23 protein-coding genes are annotated in these 26064 nt (G+C 66.4%); all 23 read right to left on the bottom strand.

Annotated elements, in window-relative coordinates; genetic code table 11:
- Positions 1 to 6: 6 nt before the first annotated feature.
- A complete protein-coding gene (locus SY91_RS08940; RefSeq protein ID WP_023477723.1) occupies positions 7 to 636 on the bottom strand; it encodes an NAD(P)H-binding protein in 630 nt (209 codons plus the stop codon).
- 345 nt (positions 637 to 981) lie between these two features.
- The gene (gene lpdA / locus SY91_RS08935; protein ID WP_023477724.1) at positions 982 to 2373 is read right to left on the bottom strand and encodes a dihydrolipoyl dehydrogenase; all 1392 of its coding nucleotides are present in this window, start codon (positions 2371 to 2373) and stop codon (positions 982 to 984) included.
- A gap of 4 nt (positions 2374 to 2377) precedes the next feature.
- Positions 2378 to 3691 carry a dihydrolipoamide acetyltransferase family protein gene (locus tag SY91_RS08930; protein WP_185920861.1) on the bottom strand — a complete coding sequence of 438 codons (1314 nt, stop codon included), beginning with the start codon at positions 3689 to 3691 and terminating at the stop codon, positions 2378 to 2380.
- 1 nt (position 3692) lies between these two features.
- A complete protein-coding gene (locus SY91_RS08925) occupies positions 3693 to 4733 on the bottom strand; it encodes an alpha-ketoacid dehydrogenase subunit beta (RefSeq protein ID WP_027807525.1) in 1041 nt (346 codons plus the stop codon).
- 2 nt (positions 4734 to 4735) lie between these two features.
- The gene (locus SY91_RS08920) at positions 4736 to 5968 is read right to left on the bottom strand and encodes a 3-methyl-2-oxobutanoate dehydrogenase (2-methylpropanoyl-transferring) subunit alpha (RefSeq protein ID WP_023478099.1); all 1233 of its coding nucleotides are present in this window, start codon (positions 5966 to 5968) and stop codon (positions 4736 to 4738) included.
- Between the two features lie 417 nt (positions 5969 to 6385).
- Positions 6386 to 7012 (bottom strand): flavin reductase family protein, encoded by a 627-nt coding sequence (locus tag SY91_RS08915; protein WP_023478098.1) that lies wholly within the window; start codon positions 7010 to 7012, stop codon positions 6386 to 6388.
- A gap of 378 nt (positions 7013 to 7390) precedes the next feature.
- A complete protein-coding gene (locus SY91_RS08910; protein WP_185920860.1) occupies positions 7391 to 7867 on the bottom strand; it encodes a DUF2514 family protein in 477 nt (158 codons plus the stop codon).
- A complete protein-coding gene (locus SY91_RS08905) occupies positions 7864 to 8358 on the bottom strand; it encodes a glycoside hydrolase family protein (RefSeq protein WP_185920859.1) in 495 nt (164 codons plus the stop codon). The genes SY91_RS08910 and SY91_RS08905 overlap by 4 nt, the downstream gene beginning before the upstream one ends.
- Positions 8345 to 8620 carry a holin gene (locus tag SY91_RS08900; protein WP_260632399.1) on the bottom strand — a complete coding sequence of 92 codons (276 nt, stop codon included), beginning with the start codon at positions 8618 to 8620 and terminating at the stop codon, positions 8345 to 8347. Before SY91_RS08900 ends, SY91_RS08905 begins: the two co-directional genes overlap by 14 nt.
- Entirely contained in the window at positions 8620 to 8955 is a 336-nt protein-coding gene (locus SY91_RS08895; protein WP_124609602.1) for a holin, read from the bottom strand. The genes SY91_RS08900 and SY91_RS08895 overlap by 1 nt, the downstream gene beginning before the upstream one ends.
- A 207-nt stretch (positions 8956 to 9162) precedes the next feature.
- Positions 9163 to 10119: a hypothetical protein gene (locus SY91_RS08890; RefSeq protein WP_185920857.1), complete on the bottom strand. Its 957-nt coding sequence runs from the start codon at positions 10117 to 10119 to the stop codon at positions 9163 to 9165.
- Positions 10120 to 10196: 77 nt separating this feature from the next.
- Complete coding sequence (locus SY91_RS08885) at positions 10197 to 11333, bottom strand: hypothetical protein (RefSeq protein ID WP_185920856.1); 1137 nt, start codon at positions 11331 to 11333, stop codon at positions 10197 to 10199.
- 61 nt (positions 11334 to 11394) lie between these two features.
- Positions 11395 to 13038, bottom strand: coding sequence for a phage terminase large subunit (terL, locus tag SY91_RS08880; protein ID WP_185920855.1), 1644 nt, complete (start codon positions 13036 to 13038; stop codon positions 11395 to 11397).
- On the bottom strand, positions 13025 to 13411 hold the full coding sequence (locus SY91_RS08875) for a hypothetical protein (protein WP_185920854.1): 387 nt from the start codon (positions 13409 to 13411) through the stop codon (positions 13025 to 13027). The genes terL and SY91_RS08875 overlap by 14 nt, the downstream gene beginning before the upstream one ends.
- Positions 13371 to 16007 carry a hypothetical protein gene (locus SY91_RS08870; RefSeq protein ID WP_185920853.1) on the bottom strand — a complete coding sequence of 879 codons (2637 nt, stop codon included), beginning with the start codon at positions 16005 to 16007 and terminating at the stop codon, positions 13371 to 13373. Before SY91_RS08870 ends, SY91_RS08875 begins: the two co-directional genes overlap by 41 nt.
- Positions 16008 to 16010: 3 nt before the next feature.
- Positions 16011 to 18332: a lytic transglycosylase domain-containing protein gene (locus SY91_RS08865; RefSeq protein WP_185920852.1), complete on the bottom strand. Its 2322-nt coding sequence runs from the start codon at positions 18330 to 18332 to the stop codon at positions 16011 to 16013.
- Position 18333: 1 nt separating this feature from the next.
- Entirely contained in the window at positions 18334 to 20430 is a 2097-nt protein-coding gene (locus tag SY91_RS08860) for a hypothetical protein (RefSeq protein ID WP_185920851.1), read from the bottom strand.
- Between the two features lie 12 nt (positions 20431 to 20442).
- The gene (locus SY91_RS08855) at positions 20443 to 20913 is read right to left on the bottom strand and encodes a hypothetical protein (RefSeq protein WP_185920850.1); all 471 of its coding nucleotides are present in this window, start codon (positions 20911 to 20913) and stop codon (positions 20443 to 20445) included.
- Entirely contained in the window at positions 20906 to 21331 is a 426-nt protein-coding gene (locus SY91_RS08850) for a GNAT family N-acetyltransferase (RefSeq protein ID WP_185920849.1), read from the bottom strand. The genes SY91_RS08855 and SY91_RS08850 overlap by 8 nt, the downstream gene beginning before the upstream one ends.
- Before the next feature lie 29 nt (positions 21332 to 21360).
- Entirely contained in the window at positions 21361 to 23760 is a 2400-nt protein-coding gene (locus SY91_RS34985; RefSeq protein WP_260632397.1) for a hypothetical protein, read from the bottom strand.
- Positions 23761 to 23763: 3 nt separating this feature from the next.
- A complete protein-coding gene (locus tag SY91_RS08840) occupies positions 23764 to 24366 on the bottom strand; it encodes a hypothetical protein (RefSeq protein ID WP_185920848.1) in 603 nt (200 codons plus the stop codon).
- 76 nt (positions 24367 to 24442) lie between these two features.
- Entirely contained in the window at positions 24443 to 24901 is a 459-nt protein-coding gene (locus SY91_RS08835) for a hypothetical protein (protein ID WP_260632396.1), read from the bottom strand.
- Positions 24902 to 24967: 66 nt separating this feature from the next.
- Positions 24968 to 25855 carry a phage capsid protein gene (locus SY91_RS08830; RefSeq protein WP_185920847.1) on the bottom strand — a complete coding sequence of 296 codons (888 nt, stop codon included), beginning with the start codon at positions 25853 to 25855 and terminating at the stop codon, positions 24968 to 24970.
- Between the last annotated feature and the right edge of the window lie 209 nt (positions 25856 to 26064).

Below are 26064 nucleotides of genomic sequence, written 5' to 3'. Positions count from 1 at the left end.
GCCGCGTCAGACGAGCCGGTCGGATGCGACGACCTGCACGCCCGGCCGTGCGTCGATCGCCGCGTCGAGCAACGCGCGCGCAATCCGCGGCGCGGGATTCACGCGCCACTTCGCCGGGAGCACCGGCGCGACGGCGCTCAGCGCGAATATGAACAGCCGCTCGCCGAACCGGAACTCGTCGCGGCTGCCGCCGATCAGGCCCGGTCGCACGTACGTGAGCGAATCGAAGCCGACGCCGGCGAGCGCCTGCTCGACTTCGCCCTTCACGCGGTTGTAAAAGATGCGCGACCCGGCATCGGCGCCGAGCGCGGAATTCAGCACGTAGGTCGGCGTGCCGTGCCGGTGCGCGAGCCGCGCGACCGCAAGCGGATAGTCGTGATCGACGCGCCGGAAGGCCGCCTGCGAACCGGCGGCCCGCATCGTGGTGCCGAGCGTGCAGATCACCGCATCCGCGTGCCACCAATCGGCCGTGTCGGGCAGATGGTCGAAATCGACTTCCAGCGCGCGCATCTTCGGATGCGGCGACAACGGCCGGCGCGCGAGGACGATCACCTGATCGACCCGCGCGTCGGCGAGCGCAACTTCGAGGACGTGGCGCCCGACGAGTCCGGTCGCGCCGACGAGCAGCAGTTTCATGTCCGGTTGTTCCGTGTGAAGCCTGCGTTGGCGGGCCGAGGCAGCCCGGTTTCCGGCTATCGACATGATCGTCGGCCGACGTGGCGGCGGCAACCCTCCCCTCGTCTCGAAAAATTACGGGCCTGTCAGGTGCGGTCCCGGGCGATTGAACCCGTCCCGGCCAGCGCTGCTGCTGCGCGCGTTCCCGACCCGGCGCGCGGGCTCGGGCACTGGCAATCCGATCAGGTTGGCTTCGGGACCGGCACGAACGGATACCGGATGAACAACATGAAATCCATCAGACGCCGCAAGCGCTGCCGATGCATGCGTGACGCACCGGCAGCAGCGCTCCGTCAAGCCCGCACGTCAGACATGCAGCGCGTGTCCGAGCGCACGCAACGCCGCCTCCTGAAGCGCTTCGCCGAGCGTCGGATGCGCGTGGATCGTGCCGCCGATGTCTTCCAGCCGCGCGCCCATCTCCAGCGACTGCGAGAACGCCGCGGCCAGCTCCGACACCCCGCGCCCGACCGCCTGCCAGCCGACGATCAGATGATTGTCGCGCCGCGCGACGACGCGCACGAATCCGTCGGTCGCCTGCAACGTCATCGCCCGCCCGTTCGCGGCGAACGGAAACGACGCGCTCAGGCAATCGACGCCGGCCGCATGTGCATCGTCCGGCGACCAGCCGGCCGTCACGATCTCGGGATCGGTGAAGCACACGGCTGGAATCGACGCGGGCGTGAACTGGCGACGCCGGCCGGCGATCAGCTCGGCCACCATCTCGCCTTGCGCCATCGCGCGATGCGCGAGCATCGGCTCGCCCGCGACGTCGCCGATCGCCCACACGTTGCGCATCGACGTCCGGCAGGCGTCGTCGATCCGCAGCGCGCGGCCATTGCGATCGAGCATCAGCGTCTCGAGCCCGAATCCGTCGATACGCGGCCTGCGGCCGACGGCAACCAGCACGCGATCGGCCGGCAGCGTCTGCTCGGCGCCGTCAGCCGCCCGCACGCGCACCGCGCCGTGCTCGTCCAGCCCGAGCACGGTGTGGCCGAGCCACAGCCGCACGCCGAGGCGCGCGAGCGAATCGGCCACCGGCCGCACGAGTTCGGCATCGTACGCAGGCAGCACGCGCTCGGCCGCCTCGACGACGCTGACGTCGACGCCGAGCTTGCGATAGACGATCCCGAGTTCGAGCCCGATATAGCCGGCCCCGACGACGACCAGCCGCTTCGGCAGCGTCGCGGGCGACAGCGCGTCGGTGGACGACACGACGTGCCCGCCGAACGGCATCGACGGCAGTTCGACCGGCTCGGAACCGGTTGCGAGCAACAGGTGCTCGCAACCGATCCGCACCGCATGGCCGCCGCTGACGACCTCGACGGTCTTGCCGTCGATCACGCGCGCTTCGCCGTGCAGCACGCGCGCGCCGTTCTTCTTGAGCAGCGCGCCGACGCCGCGCGTCAGCCGGTCGACGATGCCGTCCTTCCACGCGACGCTTTTCGCGATGTCGATCTCCGGCGTGCGCACGCGGATGCCGAGCGCCGCTTCGCCGGCATGGCCGCACGCCTGCTCGAACGCGTCGGCCACGTGGATCAGCGCCTTCGACGGAATGCAGCCGATGTTCAGGCAGGTGCCGCCGAGCCGGTCGCGTTCGACGAGCACGGTCGGAATGCCGAGCTGGCCGGCCCGGATCGCGGCGACGTAGCCGCCCGGGCCGCCGCCGATGACGAGCAGTGTGGTGTGTTCGTTCTTCATCGGCTCACTCCACGAACAGCAGTGCCGGGCGTTCGAGCACAGCGCGCACGGCCTGGATGAATTCGGCCGCGTCCGCGCCGTCGACGACGCGATGGTCGAACGACGACGACAGGTTCATCATCTTGCGCGCGACGACCGCGCCGTCGCGGATCATCGGCCGCTCGACGATCCGGTTCACGCCGACGATGCCGACCTCCGGATGATTGATCACCGGCGTCGACACGATGCCGCCGAGGGCGCCGAGGCTCGAGATCGTGATCGTCGAGCCGCTCAGCTCGTCGCGCTGCGCGCGGTTCGCACGCACCGCATCGGCGAGCCGCGCGATTTCCGCCGAGATCGACCACACGTCGCGCGCTTCCGCATGACGCAGCACGGGCACCGTGAGGCCGCCGTCCGTCTGCGTCGCGACGCCCATGTGCACCGCGCCGTAACGCGTGACGACGCCCGCTTCGTCGTCGAAACGCGCGTTGATCTGCGGGAAGTCGCGCAGCGCGATCACCATCGCGCGGATCAGCAGCGGCAGCGGCGTGAGCTTGCCGCGCGTGTCGCCGTGACGGCGGTTCAGTTCCGTGCGCAACGATTCGAGCTCGGTGACGTCGATTTCCTCGACGTAGCTGAAGTGCGGGATGCGGCGCTTCGCTTCCTGCATCTTGCGCGCGATCGCGCGCCGCAGGCCGATCACCGGCACCTCGGTTTCGTCGTGGCGCTCGTCGTAGCCGCGCGGCTGCGATGCGTGCGACGTGCTGCCGCCGGTCCGCGCATACGCATCGAGATCCGCATGCAAGATCCTCCCTGCTTCGCCGGTGCCGCGCACATAGCGCAACTCGATACCCATGTCCCACGCGCGCTGACGCACGGCAGGCGACGCGAGCGGCCGCTCGCCCGGCGCGAGCGCCGCGCGCGGCGGCGCGGCCGGTTCCTCGCGACGCGGTTTCGCCGGTGCCCGGGGCGCCGCGGGCTGCGCTGGCGGCTCGACCGATGTGTCGGCCGCCGGCTTCGACGGCGCCGCCGCCTCGACCGGTGCGGTTGCTACCTTCGTTTCCTGCACCGGTGCCGCGGCCTTCAGGTTGCCGTCGCCTTCGACTTCCAGCCGAATCAGCTCGCTGCCCACCGCCATCATCTCGCCGATCCGGCCGCCCAGCTCGATCACCTTGCCCGTCACCGGCGACGGAATCTCGACCGCCGCCTTGTCGGTCATCACGTCGGCGAGCGGCTGGTCTTCCTTGATCGTCTGCCCGACTTCCACATGCCAGGCCACCAGCTCGACCTCGGCGATCCCTTCGCCGATATCCGGCATCTTGATGACATGAATCCCCATCTCACGCCTCCATCACGCGTCGCAACGCTTCACCGACCCGGGTCGGCCCCGGAAAGTACGCCCATTCCTGCGCATGCGGATACGGGGTGTCCCAACCCGTCGTGCGCTCGACCGGCGCTTCGAGGTGGTAGAAGCAGTGTTCCTGCACCAGCGACACGAGCTCCGCGCCATAGCCGCAGGTGCGCGTCGCCTCGTGCACCACGACGCAGCGCCCGGTCTTGCGCACCGACGCGACGATCGTGTCGAGATCGAGCGGCCACAGCGTGCGCAGGTCGATCACTTCCGCGTCGATGCCCGTCTCCTCGGCGGCGGCCAGCGACACGTGCACCGTCGTGCCATATGTGAGCACCGTCACGTCGTTGCCGGGCCGCACGACGGCGGCCGTATCGAGCGGCACCGTGTAGTAGCCTTCCGGCACCGCGCTCGCCGGATGCTTGAGCCACGACGTGACGGGTCGTTCGTGATGGCCGTCGAACGGCCCGTTGTACAGCCGTTTCGGTTCGAGGAAGATCACCGGATCGTCGTTCTCGATCGACGCGATCAGGAGCCCTTTCGCGTCGTACGGATTCGACGGCATCACCGTGCGCAGCCCGCACACCTGCGTGAACATCGCCTCCGGGCTCTGGCTGTGCGTCTGCCCGCCGTAGATGCCGCCGCCGCACGGCATCCGGATCGTCATCGGCGCGGTGAACTGGCCGGCCGAGCGGTAGCGCAGCCGCGCGCCTTCCGACACGATCTGGTCGGATGCCGGATAGAAATAGTCGGCGAACTGGATCTCGCACACGGGCCGCAACCCGTAGGCGCCCATCCCGACCGCCGCACCGACGATCCCGCCTTCCGAGATCGGCGCATCGAACACGCGCGACTTGCCGTACTTGTTCTGCAGTCCTTCGGTACAGCGGAACACGCCGCCGAAATAGCCGACGTCCTGCCCGAACACGACTACGTCGCTGTCGCGCCCGAGCATCACGTCCATCGCGGAGCGCAACGCCTGGATCATCGTCATCGGCTGCGTCGCCGTCTCTGTCTCGTGTTGCGCCATGATCACGCTCCCAGTTCCTGGCGCTGACGGCGCAGGTGCGCGGGCAGCTCCTTGTACACGTCGTCGAACATCGAGGCCGGCGACGGAATCCGGTCGTCGGCCAGCGTCCCGTACTTCTCCGCTTCCTTCTGCGCGGCGATCACCTCGGTCTCGAGCTCGGCCGTCAATGCGTCGTGCGCGCTGTCCGACCAGATGCCCTTCACGATCAGGTGGCGCTTGAAGCGCTCGATCGGGTCGCCCAGCGGGAAGTGGGACCAGTCGTCGCTCGGCCGGTACTTGGTCGGATCGTCCGACGTCGAATGCGCACCCGCGCGGTAGGTCACCCACTCGATCAGCGTCGGGCCGAGATTGCGGCGCGCACGCTCGGCCGCCCAGCTCGACGCCGCGTAGATCGCGAGGAAATCGTTGCCGTCGACGCGCAGCGACGCGATCCCGCAACCGACGCCGCGCCCGGCGAAGGTCGTGCCCTCGCCGCCCGCGATCGCCTGGAACGTCGAGATCGCCCACTGGTTGTTGACCACGTTCAGCACGACCGGTGCGCGGTACACGTGCGCGAACGTCAGCGCGGTGTGGAAATCGGCTTCGGCCGTCGCGCCGTCGCCGATCCATGCGGATGCGATCTTCGTGTCGCCCTTGATCGCCGACGCCATCGCCCAGCCGACCGCCTGGATGAACTGCGTCGCGAGGTTGCCGGAAATCGAGAAGAAGCCGGCTTCGCGGTCCGAGTACATCACCGGGAGTTGGCGGCCCTTCAGCGGATCGCCTTCGTTCGACATCAGCTGGCAGATCATCCGCTCGAGCGGCACGTCGCGCGCGATCAGGATGCTCTGCTGCCGGTAGGTCGGAAAGCACATGTCGCCGTCGCGCAGCGCCATCGCGTGCGCGGTGCCGATCGCCTCTTCGCCGAGGCTCAACATGTAGAAGGAGATTTTCTTCTGACGCTGCGCGATCATCATGCGCGCGTCGAAAATGCGGGTCTTGAGCATCGCGCGCAGCCCGGCGATCAGCCGCGCATCGTCGAGATCGGGGGCCCACGGGCCGACGGCCTTGCCGTTGTCGTCGAGCACGCGCACGAGGCTGCGGGCGAGATCGGCGGTGTCCGCCGCGGCAACGTCGATCGGTGGGCGGCGCACGGCGCCGGCCGGCGATAGATGCAGATAGGAAAAGTCCGTCTTGCAGCCCGGGCGCCCGGTGGGCTCCGGCACATGCAGACGCAATGGCTCTGACAGGCTCATCGTGTCGTCTCCACGCTCGATTGTGTCTCACGCTGTTTGGGAACGCGCGGGCCGGTTGCCGGCCTGCGCGCGAGCTGACGCGCGGATAAGCACGTCAACCTTGGAAATTTATGCCTCGCAGCGGCGGGCGTCGATGCCCAAGCCGCTCGTTCGTGATGAGCAGATTTGCCATGGTGGATCGCGGCGGCGGCACGTGCGTGCGGCGGTCGGCTTTAGCGACGGACGGGTTTGCTGCAGCGCATCGTCGTTGGGCGGGCGGCAGCGAGCGGGCATCAAGGAACGGACGGATCGGCGTCGTCCCGATCATGTGAGGGTACGAAGCAAAAGACCCCGTGAAATCCTGGATTTCAGCGGGGTCTTTCGTCGGGTGCGGGCGCTCGTGCGCCTGCTTGCCGGCTTACTGCGGCGCTCGATCGATCACGCGTCGGGACGGAACAGGTCGAAGCGGCTGTCGGGCGTCACGTGCACATAGGCCGACGGGCCGCCCGCACGAAGAATGATGCCCGCGCCGAACGTGTCGAAAATGCCGTCCTTCAGCAGGTCATGGCGGATATGGACCGCGATGACCTCGCCCAGCACCAGCGTGGCCGGCGTCTCGACGCCGTGATGATCGCGCAGCCGGATCACGTCGGTTACCTTGCATTCGAAGTTCACACCGCTTTCCGCGACGCGCGGCACGTCGACGAGGCGCGACGACACGGCGGTCAAGCCGCCGAGTTCGAATTCGTTCACGTCGTACGGCACGGCGGCGCAGGTCTGGTTCATCCGCTCGGCGAGATCGCGCGTCGCGAGGTTCCACACGAACTCGCCGGTTTCCTGCACGTTGCGCAGGCTGTCCTTCGCGGCGGTGCTCGAAAAGCCGATGATCGGCGGGCGATAGTTGAACGCGTTGAAGAAGCTGTACGGCGCGAGGTTCAGCGTGCCGTCGCTGCCGCGGGATGAAATCCAGCCGATCGGGCGCGGGCCGATGATCGCGTTCAACGGGTCGTGCGGCAGGCCGTGGCCTTGCGACGGTTCGTAATAGTGATGGGTCGAGTCGGTCATGACGGGTGGTCTTGCGACAGGCAAACGATGAGGGAAGCGGTCGGCGGGACGCGTTCGCCGGTGGCGACGCAGGCGTCCGGTGCGACGTGCGTGCCAGTATCACATGGCGCCGTTTTCGGTGCAGGGAAGCGCATCTCGAGTCGCGCTGGCGTGCCGCTTCATGTACCCGCGCCAAACAAAAAACCCGCGAGCGCTGCATTTCTCGCGGGTTTTTCACACCTTCATCGAATCGAATCGCATCAACGCAATCGATGGTGCCGGGGACCGGAAGCTAGACGCGCGCAGAATCAATTACTTGCGGAAACGCGGTGCAGATTTGTAGCAGGAAGGCGGAAGTGCGCGCCGGGCCCGATGCGGAATCGAACCGGCGCGCCGAAGCTATTTTACGGCCGTCAGCGCGTCGTAGTCGCGCTCGCACTGCTGGCCGGCGATGCGGGCCTGGTCAGCATACTCTGCCAGTTCGCCCGCGCGCTGGTCAGCGCGGCCGAGCACGTCGGCAAGCAGATCGAGGGCGTCGCCGGCTGCCGGGCTTCCGGCGGCAGCGGCGGGATGACGGGCGGCGGCGACGAGCTGATCGACGCGCTGTTGCAAGCTGCCAGCGGCAGCACGAGCAGCAAAAGCATCCCCGAGCGCGGCCGTACGTTGTTTGTTCGCATCGTTGGCAATCTCCGATTGGGCCGCAGTGCGGCGTTGTTCTTCGGCACGCGCAGCGGTCACGGCCGCGAGCTGCGCCTTCTGCGCCGCGACGGTCGTTGCGCGCACGCCGTCGGCATGCCCCTTGAAGTAGCAGCCGCCCGCCGTGATCGCGAGCGCGACGATGAAGGCAAGCCAGAGGCGCGGGTCGAGGATCGTCATGCTGCGACCTCCCCGCCCGCCGACCGGTACTCAACGAGCAGCCGCTCGATGTCGTTCTCGTGCTGCCCGTAGCCGGCGCCCGGCAGGCTGGCCCACACGTTCGACACCTTCGCGACGGCCTCGCGGAAGCGGCCGGCATCGATCAGCGCCAGCGCGCCATGCTCGCGCAGCTGCTGCAGCGCATATCGATCCTGCGAGACTGGGCCGAAGTCTGGCAGTTTCATCTGTGCCTGGTAGATCCGCCACCACCGAAACAGGATCTGGTAGCGGCCGGCCGCTGTCGACGGGACCGGGATCTGTCGATTCAGCACGTTCGGGTGTGCCGCGTAGCTGGAGAAAAGCAGCGGCCGCGCCGGCGTCGAGCCGACGAGCACGTTGTAACCGTCATCGGACTTCGCGAGCAGCGCGGCGCCGATCTCGCTCACCGCGATCGTGTCGAGGAAGGCTACGCGGTTCTGGCCGCCGGCCGCGGTAGCGTCAATGCGTGCCATGCTTGTGCTCCTTCGTCCACCAGTACGCCTTGCGCCCCATCACCCACAGGCACACGATCGCCGTGCCGACCGTCATCATGGTCTCGGGCAGGTCGATCACCGGCAGCATGCGGATCGGCTTCAGCACGTTGACGGCGGCCGAGATGCCGACGATCGAGAAGCCGACCGTGCCCCACCAGCCTGTCGCGATTGCGTCGGTGACGGCGATCCAGATGCAGAAAGCAAGGACGATGAGGTTTGCGAGAACGAAAATCGTGACCATCACGGACCTCCGAAGATGCGTCGTTTCAGGGCCCCGATGAAGTCTGCGTTGTTGATTTCTTTGAAAAGCTCTTTCGTGACCGCCAGGCCGAACAGCCCGACGAGAAAGCCGATAGCCTGCTGCGCGCCGCTGTCCGTGATCGCGAACCACGACACGGCAGCCGGGCCGCCGTAGTACGCGATCGCGGCGCCAGACAGGAACGACACGGCTTTCTGCCGCCCGGTCAGGCCGTCGCCGATGAAGCGGAGAGCGATCAGCGAGCCGACGGCGCCCGGAACGATCTTCACGAGCAGCGCGCCGGCCGCGGCCGCGAGGCTGGTTGTCGGTTCAGCCATCGCTTCTCCTTTTGCTATCGAAGTGCGCGCGCAAGCGCTGCTCGTATGAGGGGCGCCGCTTCTGCGCCTCGATGGCGCGCTGGTGATCTTCACGGCGCTTCTTCGCTTCTGCGATTGCCTCGGGACTGTACGGGGAACGGTATTGCGCACCATTCCACCACCAGTCCACGTAGCTCGACAGAACCGTCATTGGCAGGCTGCGCATGGTCAGGCCGTCACGAAGTCGTACATGCCGACGCCAGACAGAACCGCCCCATCGAATGCAGGGAACGATCCGTCATAGTTGACCATCGTTGCGTACGTGTTCCCGGCCAGCACGTCGAGCGATGCCCCTTTACCGACAGTGCGTTCCTTGCCCGATCCGACGAAGTTGTCAGCCGACGGCACGATCGGCGGCAACGAGATGCGCATGCCGCCCGCGGCGGTGCCACGCGTCGTAATGTTCGCAGTGAACGTGAACGTGACCGTGTTGTTGAACTGCTTGTACTTCGCGATCACGACGCCGACCGCCCCGAACGAACCAGACGATGCAGTGATGTTCGCCACATAGGAGCGCCAGTCGTCGACGCTCACGGTTCCATTCTCAGCGTAGCGCTTGCCTGGACCGCCTGCGCCGCCGATGTCTGGCCAGCCACTGATGAATACGCGGTTGCCGGTCGTGCAGTCGATGGCTGGCGTCCCGGTCGCATCCTGATCGTAGAGCTGCGCGCGCACCTCGCCGATGCGCAGCGTGTTGTTCGAGCCTTCAACGCGAACCGCGCTCGTGCCGGTGAGGATGGAACTGAGTTTGCCGATCTCGATCTGCGCGCCGTTCGCCTGCACATAGATCGCCTTCGATCCGGGGATGGCCGGCGTCGAGCTCTGGAACTCCATGTTTCCGATTTGCGCGCTCGCGCCCGAGACGGTCGAATCCCACCAGATGCCATACTTCGACAGGTCGACCGTGATGTTGCCGATCTGCATTTTCGACGTGGTGCCGTACGCACTCTGTGCGACTCGGATGCCGGAATAGCAGTTGATCGCGAAGTAGCTCTCGATGATCGGGCTGTCGACGCGATAGAGGCGCATGCCGTCGAGGTTCGCGCGGCAATAGGCCCAGAGGATCGGATCGTCGTGCCAGTACGACCACCAGTGCACGTCGTTGACGCGCATCACGTCGTACATCTGGTCGACCTGAATCCCGACCTTGAACGGCATTCCGCGAACGCGCTCGAAGTCGACGCGGCCGTTGTTCGTCCGGTTCACGTAGATGCCCTGCGTTGGATTGAGTAGCAGCACGTCGCGATAGAAAATGTCGTCGACGCGTTCCGAGTAGAAATCGAAATCGTTGTTGTTCGGCGCCCACCCTGGCGCAATCGCCGGCTGATTTCGAATCGTGCCGAGCTGCTCGATATGGACGCCCTTGAAGTCGCCCCCGAGTTGATCGTCGAAATGCCCTTGCCCGTGTGATCGTAGTAGAGCCACGAGCCGCCACCGATCGCGTTTTCGCCGACGTTCTTCGGCGCGACCGACGTACCCGACAGCATGTACGGTGCAGACGGGAGCATGGTGCGCGTCAGCCGGTGCACGCCCGGCGACGCGATCAACTTATATGCGCGGTTGTGATCGCATACCCATTGCAGCGCGTTCGCGAACGCGTTCGAGTCGTCGGTTCCGGTGCTGTTGATACCGGTCGAATCGCGACGGGCGCCGAACTGACCGGTTGTGACGTACAGCAAGACCTGCAGTTTCACGCGCGTGCCGTCGTTCGCGACGATCACGGTCGCGTCATTGTCGTTGCTGGAGTCGTCGCCATAGTCCGGGAAGTACTGGCCGCCGCCATCGTCGCCCGGTGTCGTATGCCCGAGCGCAAAAGCAGAAAACGTCGTCGACCAGTCGATCATGCGCAGCATCGCAACGTTCGAGACGACCGGCGCGGCGATCGAGCCGACTTTCAGGTCGATCATGAACGGGTCGCCATTCGCGTCGAAGCCGAGCGCCTTGTTCGCGCGCAGCGCCGAACCGGGAAGCGTCATGCTCGGATTGACGTCGGATCGCGGCACACGCACGGCCCGCGTCAGGCCGAAGCCGCCATCCTGAATCGCCATCCAGATCCGGTCGAAATCGCCGTTCAGTGTCTTCGCGAGCAGGTCACCGTTGTCCTGATAGTCGTCCTCGCGCTCGATCGCCACTTCGCGATAGAGCGTAATCCGCGCGCCGAGCAGTGGCGCAGCGACGAACGATACGGTGCCGCCTTGCTGGTCGCCGATACCGTCGATCGTGAACTGGATGCCGACGGCTTGCGGCACGTCATCGAGCAGCACAACCAGATCGTCACTCTTCAGGATCGTGAACGGAAAGGCAAAGTCCTTCGATACACCATTTCCGGTGTAGGACACATTGGGATCTTGAATCGGAACAGTCACGCGGCTTCCCCTAAGGTGCGCCGCGGAGGCGACGCTACACTTCGAGCGTCACCTCATGGACGCCCACCGATGGACGCCAATCGTGCCCCTCTGCGGCTGTCGGATTCCCGACTATCCGGCCAATGCGCACGGGGCTTTCGAGGATCGCCGAAGCGCCCGAGTCGATGAAATCGTCAGGCTGCCGCTTCACTAACGGGTTGAAGGACTGCATCTGGTCCCACACCGGGCTATCGAGCACATCGACGTGCGCCCACAGAACACCCGATTTAAGCGGCGGCTCGATGCCCGCGAGGATCTTCTCGTTCTTGTTGACGGTCGCCGCAATGTCCTTCACGCCGCACACGAGCTTGCGCTGGCGAAGGGCCTTGCGCAGCAGCTGTGGCACGAACGAGCCGACGCCGTTCGTTTCGACGTAGATCAGCGGGATTGCGAAGCGCTCGACCAGATCGCACACCTGCATGACCTGGCCGCCCGTGATCTTCGAATTCTCGCCGCTCGAAAATTCAGCGAACTCGCCGAGCATCGCCTGTGCGACGTGCCAGTAATAGTTGCCGGCCGCATCGTCGAGCACCAGAGAAAACGCCGAGTCGTCGCTGCCGACCTTGCCCGTCGCGCAATCCCAGTACGCGCGCGCGCTGACGATGCGCGTGCCACCGAGCATCATGCGCATTTCGCGGTTCGCCCGCTCGACGATCGGGTGCACGTTGTACGGCCGAAGCTTTTCGGGATCGAGCCGGACCTCGGTGAGCGGCTTCGCTTCAAGCTGATACTGCGAATCCCAGTAGTTCAGCGTACGGCACTTCTTGCGGCGCTTCTCGATGTCGTCGCGCGTGAAGCGATCGGGCCATGCGCAGTGCGCGTAGATGTCGATCACCGTGCCCGGCGGCCGAGAGAATACGACCTCACGCCCCTCGACGCGATAATCGACGCCCTCGCGCAGCAGCCGCGCGTGCTTGAAGATGCCGGCCATCACGTACAGGCCGTCGTCGCCGGGCGTGAAGTCGAACCGGTAGCGCGTCTCCGATGACGTATCCTCGTACCGCACGCCGGCCTCGAACAGCGGAATCTTCAGCGACGCCGCGCCGGCCGCGATCAGCTCGGGATAGATCGAATCGTGCGTGTGCGGCGTGCCGATGTACGTTTCCTGGCCGCCGGGCACGAGGATGAAGGTCGCCTCTTGGATCTTCAGGCGCAGGTTCTCGCGCGCCTCGGGCGTGCGGATGTTCTTCGGCACCTCGACGTCGTCGTAATCGATGCTGTCGGCGCGGGCGGACGTCACGTTCTGGTCGACGCCAACGGCCGTCATGCTGGCGTTACGCGGGTCGTTCGCGCCGTTCACCCAGAACATTTGCGCACCGGGCTTCGTCGGCAGGATGCCCGCGCACAGCGGGTGCCGGCGCAGCACGTTGATGACGTCCCGGGTGAGCTTCTTCGACAGCGGGCCGTCGGCGGACCAGATCAGCGAGCGCAGATTCGGATCGCAATACAGGCACCACGCCTTGAACACTGCGTAGATCGTCGACTTCGCCGCGCCGCGGAACACCTGCAGCACGCGCACGGGGTCGTCGCAGGTCTCCAGCCAATGACAGACCCGGACGTGCAGCAGCGGCACCTTCCAACCCTGCTGCTTCGCCCACATCAGGAAGAAGGCGAGGAACCCGACCTTACGATTTTCCATGTGCGCGCTTGTCGAACTCGGCCTTTCGCGCTCGCTGCTGCACCTCGTCGAGCAGCCGCTCGGCCTCCTTCTCGGCAGCAGCGACCTCTGCGTCGAGCTCGGCCTCGGTCTCGCTCACACCGCCGGCAGCCGCGCCTTCGCCGCCTTTGCTCGCGAGCTGGATCACGCTCACCAGCGAGTGCACGCGGCCGATCAGCATCACCGTCGCGGCCGCATTCTTCTTCGACCAGTAGCGGTCGCCGCGCGTCGCCTTGTCCATCGTGGCGAGCGCGATCCCCGCGCCCGGCCAGCGCTCCGGGTCCGCTTCGTCGAGAAACACGTCGGTCAGCTTCTCAGACAGCGCCTGAAGACGCTCGTATTGATCGATGCGCATCACCCCCCTGGAATGCGTTGCTGAGATCCGGCGCGCGCTGCGGCGCGCTCGTGCCCGGTTCCCAGAAGTAGTCATTGTGGTATTGCTGGCGCGACTTCGCCACGTTTCGCGACGTCACGCCGGGCGACAGGTTCTCGGCGATGTTGTCCCAGATCAGCCGGTTCCACACCGTTTTCCAGAACCAGAGATTCACGAGCGGCATATTCGACTGCGCGACCTTCAACAGGTCAGCGCCGACGTGCGTATCCTTGCCCTGCGCTGCGTCCTGCACGTTCGTCGACAGCGCGCGCAGCGGTTGGAACAGCGTCGACAGCACCGGGCCGCCGACCGCGCTGCTCAACAGCGAGCCGTAGTCGGCGCTCTGGAAAGCTGCGGTGAGCATGTCACCAGCGAAGCCGGCGCCACCGCCGACCGAGAATGCGCGCGTCCAGAAGCCGGCTGCGTGCTTCACGTTGTCGGCCATCGGCTCGGGATCTTTGCCGGCGAGCAGGTTTTTCAGCTGCGTCGACAGCGCGCCGATCAGCGTCGTGCTGACGACAAGCGCTGCTGCGTACGCCATCGGGCTCGCGAGTGTCGGCGCGCCCTCGACGCGGTAGTCGCCCGAGCGCCGCATTTCACCGATGCGCCCCCAGTGCCGCGAGATCATTGCGATCGGGAACGACTTGAACTGCATGAACGTCTTTTGCAGCTCGCCCTGCCACGTACCGGGCGTCGCCGCGGCGAGCACCTTCGTGCGCAGGTCAGGGTTCAGCACGGCGAACTCGCCTTCGTCGCGGATCATGCCGAGCAGCTTCGGCACGACATCGGCTGCCCGCGCGTCTCCGGTGCCGTAGAGCGCGTCCGGCGTCAGGTACTTCGCGCCGTTGTACTCACCTGGCGTTGCGCGGTTCACGAGCGCCCAGTCGTCCGCCGTGATGCCCGAGCGCGTCAGCGAGCGACGGTCCCACTCGGTGAGCTGGCCCCACTCGGTGCCCCCGATCTCGGCGAGGCCGCGCATCATCTGCGCCTGGAACGCCGTTCGCAGCGCGTCGGTCCAGCCGGTGACGCCGCCCAATTTCATCGTCTGCGCCGACAGCCATTTCGCCCACGTCGTCGCGAGGTGGTCGGTGCCCCACCGGTTGAGGCCGTGTTCCAGCGTTTCGGCGATCAGTCCCTGCGACGTGAGCCAGCTGCGGTAATCCTTCGAGCCTGGTGCCATCAGGCGCGTGGCCGTGCCGAGCGTCTTGAAGAACGGCACGCGGTTGTAACCGGCCGTGACGAACATCGTGCCGACGTCGCCGAGCGCGGCAAGGATCGTGCCCTGCAGCTTGATCGCGCTGACCGTCGTGCGCAGCGTCTCGAAGCGCCGCGCGAGCGCCGGATTGACGGGCGTGTTGGTCGCGCCCGTCACGTAGTTCCAGTAGGCGCCGACCGACGTCATGCCGCCTTCGAGCGTGCGCATTTCCGTGTTGTCGTGCAGCGCCGTCAGCTGCATCTGCGTACGCATGTTGCGTGTCGGGTTCGGGCCGTAGCGCTCGACGAGCGCGATATTCTTCGACATGCCGCCGACGTGGTCGATCAGCGCGTTCAGCAGCGAACCCTCGCCGTACGCGCGGTTGTACTCGATGTGCGCGTCGGCGTTCTGGAAGTGCAGGACGCGATGCTGCGAACCGGCGTTCGCACGCGCGGCGCCGCCAGTCGTCTCGCCGGGCACGATCTTGTTGACGCCGCCGTATGCGATCGTGTCCCAGACACCCTGCTTGCGCGGCTCGACACCCATGCCGCGCGCGGCGATGTTGCGGGCCTCCCATGCCTCGCGATCCTCGCCGGTCAGCACGCGGCGCAGCGCAGCGTCGTCGAGCGGGTTGCCGGCGTCGTCCAGGTACTGCGAGCGGTCGAGGCGCGGCAGCACAAAGTCGGCCCACGCGTGCCGCGCGGCGTCCGATCCGTTGCCGAGGATCTTCGCTTGCGAGTGGCGGATCGGCACGTAGCCGTAATCGAGCTGGCCGACGTTGCCGCCCGCCCGGTTGAAGCGCTCGCGCATCGCGTTCGACGTCGCGCTGATCTGCTCGGCGGCTGCCTTCGCCACCTCGTTGCCCGTCGAGCCGTCGGCGCCGCGGTAGATCTCGCGGATGATGTCGCGCTCCATCGCCGGATTGTCCACGTCGAACGCGCGCGCGAGGAAGTTCTGCCCCTCCTTCATCGACTCGATCGCGCCCATCGTCTGCCGCATGTAGTCGGCCTTGATGCCGCCCGCCAGCTCGTAGGTGCGCTCGATGTCCGATTTCACCGCCTTCTCGCGGGCACGCTTCGCATGCGCGCGCTCAGGGTCAGCGTACAGCGCCTCCTGAATCCGGTCGGTCGTCTCGATCTGCTTCGCGATCTGCAGCTGCTTTCGGGCCTTGTCGAGGTTCGCCTCGCCCTCCAGCTGCTGCCGCGCCCAGTCGGCGCCGGCCTGCACGCGCTCGGCTTCGGTCATCGAGTTCCACGCGGCGCGGTCCTGCCGCGACACGGCGCGCATGCCGGCGCGCACGCGGTTCTCGATGCCGTCGAGTTCGGCTTTCGTCAGGTCTCGGCCGGCCGCCTGAGCGACTGCCGCTGCGCATTTTGCGTGCATGGATTACCCCAGAGTGGTGATAAAGCAGTTCGCCGCGACTTCCATCAGACGGGCGTCAGCCATCGTCGCAGCGTGCTCGGCGTCGATCGTATCGAGCGCGTCGCGCAGCGAGCCGCGGAATTCTCCTGCCGTGGCGTCGAATTCGACCTGTGCGTCGGGCGTCGCCGCCGCAGCCTCGCGCAGGTTCGACTCGACGGCGGACGTCGGCCGCGCGGCGGGCTCGCCCGCGCCGGTCAGGTCGCGCACCGCAGCGGCCAGAATGTCGGCGCTCGACGGCGCGCGCGCGGCGGCCGCTCCGCTTGTGACATCGGGCGTCTGCTCGACGGCCGCCGCGGTCAAATCGGCGTTACGCTGCGCCGCCTCGGCGCGGCGCACGGCCGGTGCGCGGTCTGCCTCGCGCTGCGCACGGGCGATGCTGGCGACGAAATCGGCGATCTGCGTGCGGCGCGTGGCCGGTACGTCGATGCCAGCGCGCGCGGTGCGCATCTGCTCGATCTGCGAGTCGAGCGTCGGCAGTTGATCGCTCGCGCGCTGCGCCTCGGCGTTCTGCCGAATCATGCCCTCCAGCCGCGCGACCTGCGCCTCGTGGTCGGCCTGCGCGGCGTCGATACGGCGCTGCGCCTCGGCCGCCGCGGCCCTGTACTTCGTGCCCTGGGCCTGCAGTTGGCGCGTCAGTTCCTTGACGCCGTCGGGTGACGTGTCCGGTGCGTTCGCGCGCAGCTGGTCGAGTTCCGCGCGCGCCTGCGCGACGGCGCCCGGATCGGCCAGGTTCGAGGCCGTCGACGCAAGGTCGCCGCGGTACGACTCGGCGTCGGCGATCAGCCCTTCGAGCGCGTTCGCGCGCGTCACGTCGTCCGGCGTGAAGTATCGCGAGACGTCCGGATAGCTGCCGTCGTCCATCTGGCGCGCGGCAAGCTCGAACGCGTCCTGATGCGCGGCCATGCCGTTCACGTCGTCCGGCGTGCCGAACACGTACGCGTCGTCGACGATGCGCTGTCCGCGCGCCATCAGCGCGGCGTCGACTTCCTGCGGGGATGGGTTGAAGCGCAGATCGTCGCCGACGCGGTTCGTCAGGTAGTCGTTCACGCGGTCGATGTAAGCAGCAGTCTCCGCAGCCGGCGGCCGCTCGCCGCGGAGCACCGCGGCAGCCTGGCGCGGGCCGCCGTTATAGTCGGCGATCATCGCCTGCACGTTGCCGCCGTACTGCTCCTGCGTGGCCTTCAGGTAGCGTGCCATGCCGTCGATCGACTGTACCGGGTCGGTCGGATCGGTCACGCCGAACTTCTTCAGGTTCTCCGGCATCATCTGCGCGACGCCCGCCGCGCCCTTCGGCGAGACCTGCCCGCTGTTCGATTTCTCGCCCGCGTGGATCAGCGCCAGCATCAGGTCCGGCGGCACGCCTTCGCGCTGCGCGGCCGTCGTGATGTACGAGGAAAGGATCGGCGAGTCGTACGGCAGTTGCTTGCGCACGGCGACGTCGAGCGTCGGCAACGGCGTAGCCGGATCGGCGGCGCGCGCGGCGCGCGCGGTCATCGCCATGCCGCCGACATGCGCTGCACCGAAGACGCTGGAGAGCGCGAGCGACGCGGCTAGATTCGTCGGGTCGAGCGGGTCAATCTGATCGGCGAGGTGGTCATAGCCTGCATTTCTCAATATCGACTTCTCGGCGACTGCCTGCGCTACTGCCATACCGGGACCGCCAACCGCGACGAGTGTCGCTGTGCGGCCGAGCGTTGTACCTGCGACGGGCAATCTCGCCCCGAGGGCCGCTACGGTTGCCTCGGCACCACCAACGAGGGTTCGCGTCCCGACGTCAACCCCTTCTCGTTGCAATTGCTCGGCACGCGCCATACCGATCGAGGCTGCGCCAAGGTACGGCGCCGCGGGACCGAAGATAGGGGCACTGCCGACTATCTGACCAATACCGCTCACCGCCCCTTGCACGATCTGATCTGTCTGAGTTGTCGTGGTCGGGTTGGGCCGGAAAGTCGCAGCAAGATCGTAGAACGTTCCACCAACGGGTGATTCGAAAAGATGCCCAGACTTTGCCCGCCTGATATTTTCCTGCTGGTCCGAAGCAAGAAGTGCGACAGGGTCAAACGTCAGGGATTCAGGATCGTTCGTGAGCTGACCAACGGCCGCGCTCGAATTCGCATAGAACGCTCCGAGATTCGCGCCGGCTTCGCCAAGCCCGCGCCCTACTGCGCGTGTTAGCGATCCGATGCCGGTAGACGGTTGCGGCTTCGGCTCGGGCGGCAGCTGAACATTGCCCTGCCCGGTCAGGTAGGCGCTCGTCGTGTCTTCGTAGAGGGGATCGATTGGCATATCAGCGCTTCGGTACGGGCTTCGTGAGGTGGATGAGCAGCGGCGCGCCGCTCGCGTCGGTGACAGGCCGTGCGCCGGTCAGCACCGTGTATGTGCCACCGATGCCCACGCGCTGCAGGCGGTAGCTGGCGAACTTCTCCATGAACTGATCGACGGGAATTTTCATGCCGTTGGCGATCACGCTGTCGACGGGTCGGCCGCCCGGCTGGTTCTCGATGTTTCCGATCGACGCCTGCTTGACGCCACCGTCGAAATCGTCGTCGGACCATCCCCACGGCTTCGCCGCCATGTATCGGTCGCCGCGCGGATCGACGCCGCCGGTCTTCGACAGGCCGCCGGTCGCGACATTGACGCCCGTCAGGATGTCGGTCGAGTTCGGCACGTCGCGGCCGTTCTTTCGGGCGCTCGCCACTGCGGCGAAATACGCCGTCTCGCGGGCGTCGCCGAGCTGCTGCGGCGGCAGCGCGTCGCCGATCTGCTTCGCGATCGTGGCCTGCATGCCGGTCGCGGCCGCCGGATCGACCTTCACCAGCTTGTTCGCCAGCGCGTCCTGTCCGTCGAGGATGTACTGCGCGACGGGCATGCCGCTCTGCATCATCAGCGGGCCGCCGGACGGATCGGCCGCGCCGGCCTTCATCGCGAGTGCAGCGGCCGGGCTCTTGTCCTTCCACTGCTCGGCCAGGTCATTGATGCGCGCCGCGTTCCCCATCGATCGGCCGATCAGCGCGAGCGCCTGCGCCTTCGTGTTCGTCGGCAGCGCGTCGACCGTCTGCAGCACGCCGCGCGCCTCGTCGGGCGTCAGCAGCGACACGCGGCGGCCGGCCTTGTCCTCGACGACTGGCGCGAGCTGCGCGCGGGCCGCGAGCGACGACGCGAGCTGCGTGAGGCCCGACGTGTCGATCGCGGGCACGCCAGCGATCGCGCCGCGTTCGAGCGCTGCGTTCCACGGGTCGGATTTGTACGCCTGATCGGTCGCCGTCAGGATCTGCTTCTGCTGCTTGATCGCGGCCGCCTCGACGGGGTCCGTGCCCACGGTGATCTGCCGCCCTTCGTTCGCCTGCACCGCTGCGCGCATCTCCGGCAGGGACAGCGTCGAGAAGCCGGCGCCGGCCGCCGCGCGCGCGATCAGCTGTTGCGTCTGGCCTTCCAGTTCCGTGCCGCGCGTAGCCGCCGTGAGCTGCTGGATGTATTCCGGGCTGAAGCGCTTGCCCTGCGTCATCAGGTCGGTGCCCTGGTTGAACGCGGTCACAGCTTCTCGCTCGCGCGCCTGCTGTTCGCTGTTCATCTGGTTTTCCAGCGACAGCCGGTTCGAGACGACCGATGCGAGCACCTGATTGCGCTTGCTCGCGTCGAGCTTGCCCGCGTAGTAGCCGTCCGGCGACGTCAGATCCTTCTCCAGCTGCGTGAGTGCCCCGAGGTCGCCCGTGCCGCGCGCCGCGATCGCCGCAGACTGCGCGTGCGCCGCGTACTGGCTGTCGGACCAGTCCTGAACTACCTGCGCCGCGCGCGGCTGCGGAATGCCGGCGGACGCCGCCGCACTCAGGTACGCCTGCTTCGTGCTCGCCACAGTACCGTCAATGCTGGCCGGGTTCGTCGCGATGCTCTTGCCGGCGGTGTCGAGCAGCGTCGCCGCGTTCGTCGCGATCAGCTGCTGCGTGTTCTTCGTCAGCGCCTCCTGCATGCCGAGCGCGACCGTGCGATCGAGGCCGGCCGACTGGGTCGTCGCGATGTTCTTGTAGTGGCCGCCCGGCAGCGCGCCGATCGTCGAGTCGAACGACTGCTTCTGCGCGTCGGCCAGCTGTTGCTGGTAGGTCGGCTGGTCAATCGCGCCGCTCGCGAGCTGCTCGCCAGCCGTCTTCATCGCCGACTGCACGTTAGTCGCGTGCGACTGGTACGCGACCGCCGCGTTGGTGCGCGCGAGGTCTTCGTCGAGCTTCTGTTTCTGCTGGAACAGGCCGGCCGCGATCTGCGTGCCGGCGTCGCCGATGCCTTGCAGTGCGCGCCCCGTTGACGCGCCGAACGCGTTCGGGTCAGCCTGAACAGCCGGCGCGGGCTGCGCAACCGCACTTGCCGGATCGCCGAGGGGGATTCGTGCCATGTGTCCTCCGGATTACGAGCTGGCGAGAGACTTCCAGCCGGTGATGAATTTCGACGCGCCCGACAGTACCGAGCCGAGCGCGCCCATGTTGCCGGCGCGCTGCTGTTGTTGCCCGGCGGCCTGCGTCATCTGCGCCTGCCCGCGCAGCGACGTCGCCTTGTTGTCAGCGCTCAGGATGGTGTTCAGCGCGTCGGTTTCGGTGTTCTGCTCGATGTGCTGCCGCACGTCGTTGGACGTGCCCGTGCCGACGTTCACGCCCGATGCAGCAAGCGCCGCGGTCGCCTGACCGGTCGTCGTTTGCCCCTGCTCGCGGATGCGCTTCGCCTGTTGGTAGCCCATCGCCTGTGTGGAATCGGCCTGCATTAGCTGCTGCTGCGCCTCGAAATTCGCGGTGTCCCGTTGCGCATTGCCCTGCTGCACAGAACCGGCTGCGGACATCAGCGTGCCGCCGATGGAAAGTGCGGCGGTAAGCGGATCACACATGCGGCACCTCGAAAGTGATTGAAGCCTCGATGAGGCCGAGCGTTTTGTAGAAGCGTGCCGTCTGTTCGACGTGAACGCCAGTGGAAATGCCGAGGAACGTATCGATCGCGCCGCGCTCGCGCGCCCACTGACGATACGTGCGCACGAACCGTGCGGCGAGCATGCCGCCGCGGTGCTCCGGATCGATGAACAGGCCGAAGTCGCACGCGATCCTATCCTCGGACATCCAGTGCTCCATGACGGTCGCGGCCATGACTCCGATCGGCGCGCCGTCGCGCTCGGCCATCATCAGGAAGCCGTCCTCGCTCGCGATCAGACGCTCGAACAGCGCGGCCAGTTTCTGCGCCGAGAACCGATACCGCCGGTAGCGCGGCGACTCGGCGGCCATCAGCGCGCCGAGGTCGACCAGCACGGGCACGTCGTCAGGGGTAGCGTTGCGGATCATGGTCAGCCCGTGTTGACGGTGAACTGGCGCAGGAGCGCGAGCACGTACCAGTCGTACGGCTGGTCCTGCGAGATCGTGATTTCTGACGACGCGCCCCATCCGAATTCGGTGAGGTCCTTGTCGCCCGTGAAAGGCTGCGGCGCCTGGTCGAGTACATGCTCGCCGAACTCGCGGAATGCCATCGGCTGCCCGTTCACCAGGCAACGGATCGTATCGAGCAAACGCAGAATCACGCGGCCCGTGCGCTGCTGGTTGCCCTGAGACGTACCGAGACCGCCTGACAGGTTCGGCGTCAGCGCGACGATCGTGCTGTCGTAGTGCAGCCCGATCTCGAATTTCTTCGCGGGGCGCGGCAGCGTGATCTGTCCGCCTGCAACAGTGAACTGCCCCATGTACACGCCGTCCGCCTTCACGTCGCACACCTTTCCTTCGAGCGATCCGAGGCCCGTCCATACGGTGCCGCCTGCGTCGCTCGTGCCAACGATCGCAGCATCGGTCTGGATCGTCGGGTCGAAGCGCTCGACGTACTGCACCGTGTTGCCATTCACGACGCGCTGAATCACGGCGAACAGCACGTCTCCGTCCGGCCCGGGAATGCAGCACACCGCCTTGAACAAACCATCCGTCGTGTGGCGGGCAAAACCGCAGACGCCTTCATCACGATCGTAGGTCATCGAAACGAGCACGCCATCACTGCGCACCATCCACACAACGGGCGTGGGCTCAGCCTGAAAAGCCACGTCGACGATGCCCGGGCCGGTCGCGTGCGCAGCGATGCGCGTCAGGTTCTGCGAGCGGAACGAATCGGTATTGAAGTCGTACGCCATCGAGCGGACTTTCTTCGCCGCGCGTTGTGCGAAGATCAGTTCGTTCCCGACCCGCACGGGACGCGCCTGCGCGCTTCCGTAGATCGACTGGCTTCGCACGTTGATGTTCGTCGGGGTGATCGCGCCTGCGGAGCCACCGTCGACCGTGAATTCCTCGCCCTGCGTCAGCACAGTCAGGATGCGCGAAGACGCAAGGTGCATGATCTGGTTGACCTGATCGGACGACACCTCGTACGAGAACGCATCCGAATCGTTCGTGCCGGGTGTGAAGTCGAAGTAGAGACCCGTGCCGCTCGCCCAGAGACGTTCAGGGTAGGCAATCGAGCCAGCCGCATATAGGCGTTGCTGATATAGGCTGACCGCGGCGGGATATCCGTCGATCGCGTTCCACATGAACGACTTCATCGACCACGCGTTGGACGGGGCCGTCAGCGGCGCGGATAGCTCTTTGACGATGATCCCGTACATACGCGACGGGCTTTCGTAGCTCACGAGGCGAATCAGGCCGCCGTTCATCGTGATATAGCTGCCGACGTCGATCGGTCGGAACGCCTGGCCGCCGCCCCACAGGTACACCGCGCCCATGCTGCCGCCGGGCACGAGCGTGCCGTTAAACGTGAAGGTGAACGTCGTCGGGCTCGGCACCGTCGCCACGGTGTACAGGCCATCGATGCCGCTGCCCTGAAAGCCCGACAGTACGATACGGTCGCCCACGTTGTATCCGTGAGGACCGTTCGAGGTCATCGTCATGGTGCTGCCGGTCAACGAGTAGGTGCTGATCGTCACGGGATCGCCGTCAGCCGTCAACGCGACCGGCGCATCGCTCGGGCCGCTATTCGACGGCGAGATCGCGACGAACGGTGATTGATCGAGGCGCCATGCGTTCGCCGCATACGACGACTGCGAGAACGATGCCTGAATCGTCACTGTCGCGCTCGTCGTGCTCGCGACCGCCGTCACCTCGGCAATGCCTGAGCCCGCGACGATGTTGCGGCCGACGTCGCTCGGCAGGAAGCCGTCAGCGGAAAGCGTAGCGGTCGCGGTACCAGGCGTCGTCGCGGAAAGGTTCAACGTCGCGGCTGGCCTCACGCCAATCTCATCGATCGGGCCCGGGTCGAACGGCGCATCGCCGAGAAACCACGACGTCTGCAGCGTCCGCACGAGCCGCTTGATAGGCGTCGACGGATGCGCGATGAACATGGTGTCGCTGCCCTGCGCGTATTCCAGCTGGAACAGCTGATCCGAGGTCCATGGCGTGGCAATCTCGATCGGCGTGCCGTCCTGCTGGATCTGGCCGTCGATCGAGTAGAACCGCGCGTACTGGTTGCCGAGTTCGACGAAGTACGCCTGTGACTTGTTGAATACGAACGGGATGAGCCGCGTCGTGCCGAGCGTCTTCGTCGACGAAATCTGCCGCGTGCCGCTGCGCCGACGAGCGCCGCCCTCGATCTGCGGCACCGCGTTCAGCATCGTCTTCACGCCGTTCGAGTAGCGGTCGAGATCGATGTGGCCTTCGAGCGGCGGCGACAGCTCGCCCGCGTTGAAATTCGACTGGATCGTGGTGACCTTGGCCATGTTCTATCGCCCCGGCGCGCGGCCCGGCGCAGTCGTGTAACTGGAAAAGCGCGACTCCAGTAGCGGAAAATCGCCGATCGTCTCGGTGTCGTCGTCCTGCCCGTTAATCGCCTTGGCCTGCTTCATGATCAGCACGTACTCGGCCTGCGCCGTTTGTGCCATCGCCGCCGACTGAGTGATCGGGTATGCCAGAACGGATTTCATTGCCTTCGTCATCACGTCGATGAGCGTCGACTCCCACGTCGATTCGATCTCGTTGCGGAAGATATAGACGAAGGGAAGCGCTTGCTCGAACGAGAGGATGCGCTGCCCCTCCGCCGTGAAATTGAGCGAGCGCCCAGCGGACCCGACCTGCAGCGTTTTCAGCCAGTCGGACGGCAGCTGGAACTGATACGGATAGTCGAATGCCGGTTTCTCGGCAAGCGGCGCTAGCACTGTGCGCTTCGTGCACGAGTTCCACGGGTGCGCGCGAAGCACTGCGTCGCGCACTTCCGGATACAGGTTCGAGCACACCATTGCGCGGTGCGTAGGCTCGGTAAACGAGGCGATCGGGCTGTCGCCGAGCTGCAGCAGTGCGTTTGAGCAGATCGAAATGCTACTGGTCATGGTCGGGCCTCAAACAAAAAAGCCGGGAGCAAGCGCCCCCGGCATACGTCCTACACCGCGCCGGGAATGGCGCGGATCAGTCGTTCACGTAGTGAGCCGTGACCGAGATCAGCTGACCCGGCGAGGCCGGCGTCGCGGCGCCCGCGATCGTGCCGTAGACGTCGACTTCGTACGGCGTCACGTACGTCTGACCGGCGTTCACGAGCGAGCCGGTCAGCGCCGACACGCCCTGCGCCGCGTTGATCGCGGTCGCCGCCGACAGCCCGGCCGGAACCGCGCCCGACTTGTCGCTGGTCTTGCGCACGCCGATCGAGAGCGTGGACGACGCCGTGCCCGCTGCGTTGTTGATCGTCACCGCCGTGATGCGCGAGCCGCCCGGAATGCGACCGAAGTAAATCGTGTCGCCGATCGCGCCCGCGATGGACGTGACCTGGCCGAACATGATCCGCGAGCGGCCGCCGGTTTCGTTCGGCTGCAGCTTCGCGTTCGGCGCGCCGAGCACCTTCGCCATCTGTACCGAGTTGGTTTCTGCCATGATGTGCTCCTGTTTCGTGTCGAGATCGATGGGGAGCGGCGCGCTGCGCCGCCCGTCACATCACGCTCAGAACTGGTAGTCGATCGTGACGACCTTCTTCTCGTCGGTGCGCACGGCACCGTACGATTCGCCGATATAGATCTGGATCGCGTTGCGCTTGTCGCGGCGCGGGCCGATGTCGATGTCGCGGTTCAGACCGACACCGAACTGCGTCGACGACTTCGCGTACGCGCACGTGGTCTTCACCGTGCCGCTCGTCGCGAGTGCTTCGTACGGCACCCACGTGAAGCCGAGCCAGTGGCCCGACAGCTTGCCGTCCTGCAGCATCTGCACGGCCATGAAGTCGGCCGACGTGAGCGTCGTATCGCTCAGGATGTCCTCCAGCATTTCGGCGTCGTACAGCATGTACAGGTCTTCGCCGTTCTGCTCGTCGGCCTCGTTCTTGCGGAACAGCTTCTTCGCCGTGATCAGCTTCGCCTTCGTCATGCCGACGCCGCCGTCGAGGATCTTCTGCGAGGACGGCAGCGCGATCGAGCCGTACGGCAGCGCTTCACCCGCACGCGTGATCGACGTGCCGATCAGCGACTGGTAGATCACGGCATCCTTTTTGCGGTTGAGCGCGGCCAAGCCGTTCTGCATGTACGTGCCCTGCGGGTTCGCCTTCAGCTTCGGCAGGTCGTACTTGTCGATCGGGGTCGACCAGTCCTTGTCCTGCATCAGCGCGACGCGCGTGTCGTTCGGGTTGTCGTTCCAGACGGTGTCCGACAGGCGCGACGTGACGTCGTTCGCCTCGGTCGCGCCCATGTTGTTCGCAGTGAAGCTGGAGCCCGTGACGTCGCCGTAGTTGCTGACGGTTGCCTGCAGGCGCGACTCCTTCTGCTGCGCAGCCATGATGTAGCCGTCGGCGAACTGCTGCACGAAGGCTTGCGTGATCGTTTCGTTGTTCGTGCTCATGGTGAGAGAACTCCCAAAGGTTTGGATTTGTCTTCTCGCCTTCAGGGTGTCCGTTGCCGGGCCTGTGTTACGTGCTCGCGTCGGCGAACTTGAGCGTCGGGCTTGTCGGGTATCCGCGCGCCACCGCGGGCCGAATGCGTTGCATATTCGGCCGACGTGCCTGTCGGAATCCCGACCAAATCGAGCACGCAAAAAAAAGCCCCGCCGAA

Source organism: Burkholderia cenocepacia (genome assembly GCF_014211915.1).
GTDB lineage: Bacteria > Pseudomonadota > Gammaproteobacteria > Burkholderiales > Burkholderiaceae > Burkholderia > Burkholderia orbicola.
Note: the sequence above shows the minus strand (reverse complement) of the source record. Positions and strands in the feature narration are given on the sequence as shown.